The sequence below is a fragment of the Gemmiger sp. An194 genome, assembly GCF_002160145.1.
GTDB lineage: Bacteria > Bacillota > Clostridia > Oscillospirales > Ruminococcaceae > Allofournierella.
Window position 1 is genome coordinate 1 of the sequence record NZ_NFKA01000037.1, and the last position, 3,750, is coordinate 3,750.

7 protein-coding genes are annotated in these 3,750 nt (G+C 58.9%); all 7 read left to right on the top strand.

What is annotated here, in order from left to right; all coding sequences use genetic code 11:
- On the top strand, positions 1-402 hold a 402-nt coding region (locus B5F28_RS14155; RefSeq protein WP_206423092.1), incomplete at its 5' end, for a hypothetical protein.
- Positions 377-811: a helix-turn-helix domain-containing protein gene (locus tag B5F28_RS14600; RefSeq protein WP_247643501.1), complete on the top strand. Its 435-nt coding sequence runs from the start codon at positions 377-379 to the stop codon at positions 809-811. The genes B5F28_RS14155 and B5F28_RS14600, both read left to right, overlap by 26 nt.
- Positions 792-1,070 (top strand): hypothetical protein, encoded by a 279-nt coding sequence (locus B5F28_RS14165; protein WP_087296474.1) that lies wholly within the window; start codon positions 792-794, stop codon positions 1,068-1,070. Before B5F28_RS14600 ends, B5F28_RS14165 begins: the two co-directional genes overlap by 20 nt.
- Positions 1,063-1,983 carry a DUF1351 domain-containing protein gene (locus B5F28_RS14170; RefSeq protein WP_087296475.1) on the top strand — a complete coding sequence of 307 codons (921 nt, stop codon included), beginning with the start codon at positions 1,063-1,065 and terminating at the stop codon, positions 1,981-1,983. Before B5F28_RS14165 ends, B5F28_RS14170 begins: the two co-directional genes overlap by 8 nt.
- A gap of 64 nt (positions 1,984-2,047) precedes the next feature.
- Entirely contained in the window at positions 2,048-2,863 is an 816-nt protein-coding gene (bet, locus tag B5F28_RS14175; RefSeq protein WP_087296476.1) for a phage recombination protein Bet, read from the top strand.
- A complete protein-coding gene (locus B5F28_RS14180; protein WP_087296477.1) occupies positions 2,860-3,423 on the top strand; it encodes a single-stranded DNA-binding protein in 564 nt (187 codons plus the stop codon). The genes bet and B5F28_RS14180 overlap by 4 nt, the downstream gene beginning before the upstream one ends.
- Before the next feature lie 15 nt (positions 3,424-3,438).
- Entirely contained in the window at positions 3,439-3,672 is a 234-nt protein-coding gene (locus B5F28_RS14185) for a hypothetical protein (protein WP_087296478.1), read from the top strand.
- The last annotated feature ends 78 nt before the right edge of the window (positions 3,673-3,750 follow it).

Here is a 3,750-nt window from a genome sequence, read left to right on the forward strand (position 1 = left end):
CAGGCCGGTCTCGAGATGCAGGAGCTTGTCGACCAGCGGGATGAGCGTATCCGAGAGCTGGAATCCGGTATTACCGTTGAGGCCGCTGCTGTCGATCAAGAGGAAATTGATCGCCGGGCCAACGAAATTTCTGAGCCGCTGGTGAAAATCATCAACCGGCAGAATGAAGAGATTCAGCAGCTTGCGGCCGGGAATACGGTTTCTGCCCAGGCTTCTGTCCTGGAGCAGTATCTCGGGACTATGAAGGCCTCGCTGCTGGGCAATGCCCGCCGTGCAGAGCTGGCTTGTTACGATGTCGGCGCACTGGACAGCCTGGCCCAGGCGCTGCGGGAGTTCGCGGATGAGATCGATGGGCTTTTTGAGGAAGGTGAAGAAAATGAAGATCAGCAGGGCGAAACTTGACGTGGCACTGGCCCGGGCGTGCATGAATGTGAGCGATCTTTCCAGAAAAGGCATCGGACGCTCGGCGATTGAAAGAGCTGTCGCAAGCAGCGGGAGGGGCGTCACCCCAAAGACGGTGGGCAAAATCGCCCGGGCCCTGGGTGTGGATGTGACCGACTTGCTCGAATCCGAGGATGCGCATTTTGCTTCCCTCAACAAGGATATCATCGGCTACAGCGGCGCAGGCGCAAACTTCGGCATATTTGTGGCTGCAGACGATGCCCTGGACTTTGCTATGGAACGCTGCGGAGTCCAGGTTACAAATCTGGACGCGCCGGAGCTGGAGGACTTTCTGGAAATGTTTGAAGAATGGTTCTTCAGTTGCGGCTGGGTGAAGGAGGTGGCCACCGATGACCAGAGAACTGCTTGAGCGGGCCAATGCTCTGCACAATCGGAGCGTGGCGCTGAAAAAACAGCTGGATGAGCTGCACAAGGTTGAGCGCGATCCCGCACCCTTTGCCATTGTTTCCCCGGAGCAGGAGCGGGTGGTCAATCTCAATGACCTGCCCGGCAGTGTACGCAATGCCGCCTTGGATGTGCTGATCGGCGGCTTTGAGCGGGAGATCGCAGAGATGGCAAAGGCGTTTGCCGAGTTATCCACCACAGAGGAGGTACATCGCGATGAATGAATTGACAGTGAAGCTGCTGGATACGGGCGCCGCCCTTCCGCCGGTTCAGTGGAACAAGGAAGAGGTGGAGGCCTGGCTGGAGGAACAGGTAGGCCGGTACCGTGGCCGGGCCTATAACCCCGAGGACATGAAGGACGCCAAGAAAGACCGGGCGGCCGTGAACAGAATCGAGAAGGACCTGGCCGCAGCGCAGAAGGAAGTGCAGGACCGGTACAACGCTCCGGTCGTGGCATTCCTGACTGATATGAAGCGCATGCGCAGCATCGCCAAGGAAATCAGCGGCGACATTGATGTTCAAATCAAGCGGGCCGAGGAAGCCGAACGGGATCAGCGCCGGGAGCAGCTGGAGGAAATCTTCCGGGAAAACGTGGGCGATGAGCTGGCCGAGTTGCTCAGCTTTGAGCGCATCCTGGATTCCAAGTGGCTGAACAAGAGCGTTCCCATCAGCACCGCGCGCCGGTTCATGCTGGCTCGGCTGGAATCCGTGCGGGCCGGGATGGATGATCTTCGCAGTATGTGCGGCGATGACTTCCCGGATGTGCAGCGAGCCTACCTGCGAAGCCTGAACCTCAACGAGGCAATCTCCGAGTATCGCCGAATCCAGGAGGTGCGCCAGGCTCAGGCCAGGGCCGAAGCAGCCCGCAAGGCTGCCCAGGAAGCTGCCGCCGCGGCGCCGATCATCCAGCAGCCTACCGAAGAGCAGCGACAGGCCAAAGAGGACGGCCGCAAGCTGGCAGATGCGAGCCGCTGCATTACCCCGAGCGGGCAGCTTGACATGGCCGAGATCAGAGAACAGGTAGAAGCCGCAGTGCCGACCTTCACCCGCACACTGACCGCCACCTATACTGCTGAGCAGGGCAAAGCGCTGGTGAAGTTCCTGAAAGCATCCGGCATCACATTCAACCTCAGTTAATCTGTTAGTCAATCTATAGTCAATTCGTAGTTAATGTTTCAGTTAATTCAAGGAGGAAAACACCATGGCATTTGTAAGAAACAATGAGACCGTTGCCCCCGTCACTTCCCACACTGTGGGCGGTACCCAGACCATCCAGCGCGCACCGGCCGGTGCAAAGACTGGCGCGATGACCGCCAGCAAGCAGACGGACATTTTCAGTTTCGTCTCCGGCGGTGAGGACATTACCATCACGCTGGCCGACATCAAGAACTATTTCTGCGCGAACGCTACCGACCAGGAGTGCGTGCTGTTTGGCCAGCTCTGCAAGGCCAACGGCCTGAATCCCTGGCTGAAGGAAGCCTACCTCATCAAGTACGACAAGAACGCTCCGGCCGCGATGGTCACCGGCAAGGATGCGTACATGAAGCGGGCGAACGAGCACCCGGCTTTTGATGGTTATGAGGCTGGCGTGAAGGTCTACCTGCCGGACGTTGGCCAGGTGGAGTACCGCGAAGGTACGGCCTATTACGAAGATCTGGGCGAGCAGCTGATCGGCGGCTATGCCAAGGTATACCGCAAAGACCGCAGCCGCCCCTACTATGAGGAGGTTCCCCTGAAGGAGTACGACACCAAGCAGAGCAAGTGGAAGACCTCTCCGGCCACCATGATCCGCAAGGTGGCTCTGGTCCACGCGCTGCGCGAAGCCTTCCCCACCAACATCCAGGGCATGTACGACGCAGACGAGACCCCCTATGCCGCAGACTACGAGGGTAGCTTCCGGGAGATGGACGATCCCACCCCGGCCCCGTCCATGCGTGGCCGCATCGCCCCGGCGCCGGTTGCCGACCCGCTGGAAGATCTCGAAGCTGATGTGATTGAGGCGGGTGATGTGGAGTGATCTGCAACACGAAAACCGGCCTTCTGGTGGCCGGAACTGTGGCAAAGGCCCCCGAGCTGAAGCACGTTGGCCAGTACGCCAGACCGGTGCTGAAGATGTCCGTCCGGTACGCCAGTGAGAAGGATGAGGAGGGCAAGAACCGCGGGAAGTTCCTGGACGTGGACATCTGGGACAATGCGGAGGAGCTGGACGGCATGTTTGACAAGGACGATGCAGTGATTGTCACCGGCAGCGAGCTGCGCAGCCGCGAGTACAACGGCAAGACCTACCACTCCATCAGCGCCACCGGGGTTTACCCCGGGGCCGGGGTGGTGTTCCGCTGGCTTCAGCAGGTCATCAACATGATTCCGGCGGCACCTGCGGCCCCGGTCAATGCGCCTGACGGCTTTCAGCCGGTGGGTGAGCCAGCGCCTTTTGATACTGCAGAATCAATCGCCGGGCATGAATTTTACCCCGGCGAGAAGGTAGAAGACCATTTACCTGGCGCAGCCGCTCAGGCGCCGCCGTTTAAATCCAGCACAGATTTTATTGATGACGAGGCAGAAGACCTGCCGTTTTGATTGGAGGTAATGACCATGGCCTATATGGAAAAGGATAAGCTGGACGCACTGTGCCAGAAGCTCGAGAATACCTGCGAGGAGAACCACTTGAGCTACAAGCTGGTGACCCGGGACCCGATCGGCATCGTGATCCGGCCGGATATGACAATGGAGGGCCAGATTACCATGCTGGACAACCCCACCGGGTACAACGGCAAGGACAGCTCCCTGACCATTTTCTTCTCGGATGCCGGGGTGGACGAAGAATAACGGAGGACTGGCCAGATGGCGATGTGCTATGTTCAGATGTACTTTTCTTATCTCGAGCCGCTGGCCGATCTGACGGAC

Bases quoted from the DNA above. Each gene is read 5' to 3' on its own strand.
- B5F28_RS14600 (WP_247643501.1), top strand. From the start codon at position 377: ATGAAGATCAGCAGGGCGAAACTTGACGTGGCACTGGCCCGGGCGTGC.
- B5F28_RS14165 (WP_087296474.1), top strand. From the start codon at position 792: ATGACCAGAGAACTGCTTGAGCGGGCCAATGCTCTGCACAATCGGAGC.
- B5F28_RS14170 (WP_087296475.1), top strand. From the start codon at position 1,063: ATGAATGAATTGACAGTGAAGCTGCTGGATACGGGCGCCGCCCTTCCG.
- bet (WP_087296476.1), top strand. From the start codon at position 2,048: ATGGCATTTGTAAGAAACAATGAGACCGTTGCCCCCGTCACTTCCCAC.
- B5F28_RS14185 (WP_087296478.1), top strand. From the start codon at position 3,439: ATGGCCTATATGGAAAAGGATAAGCTGGACGCACTGTGCCAGAAGCTC.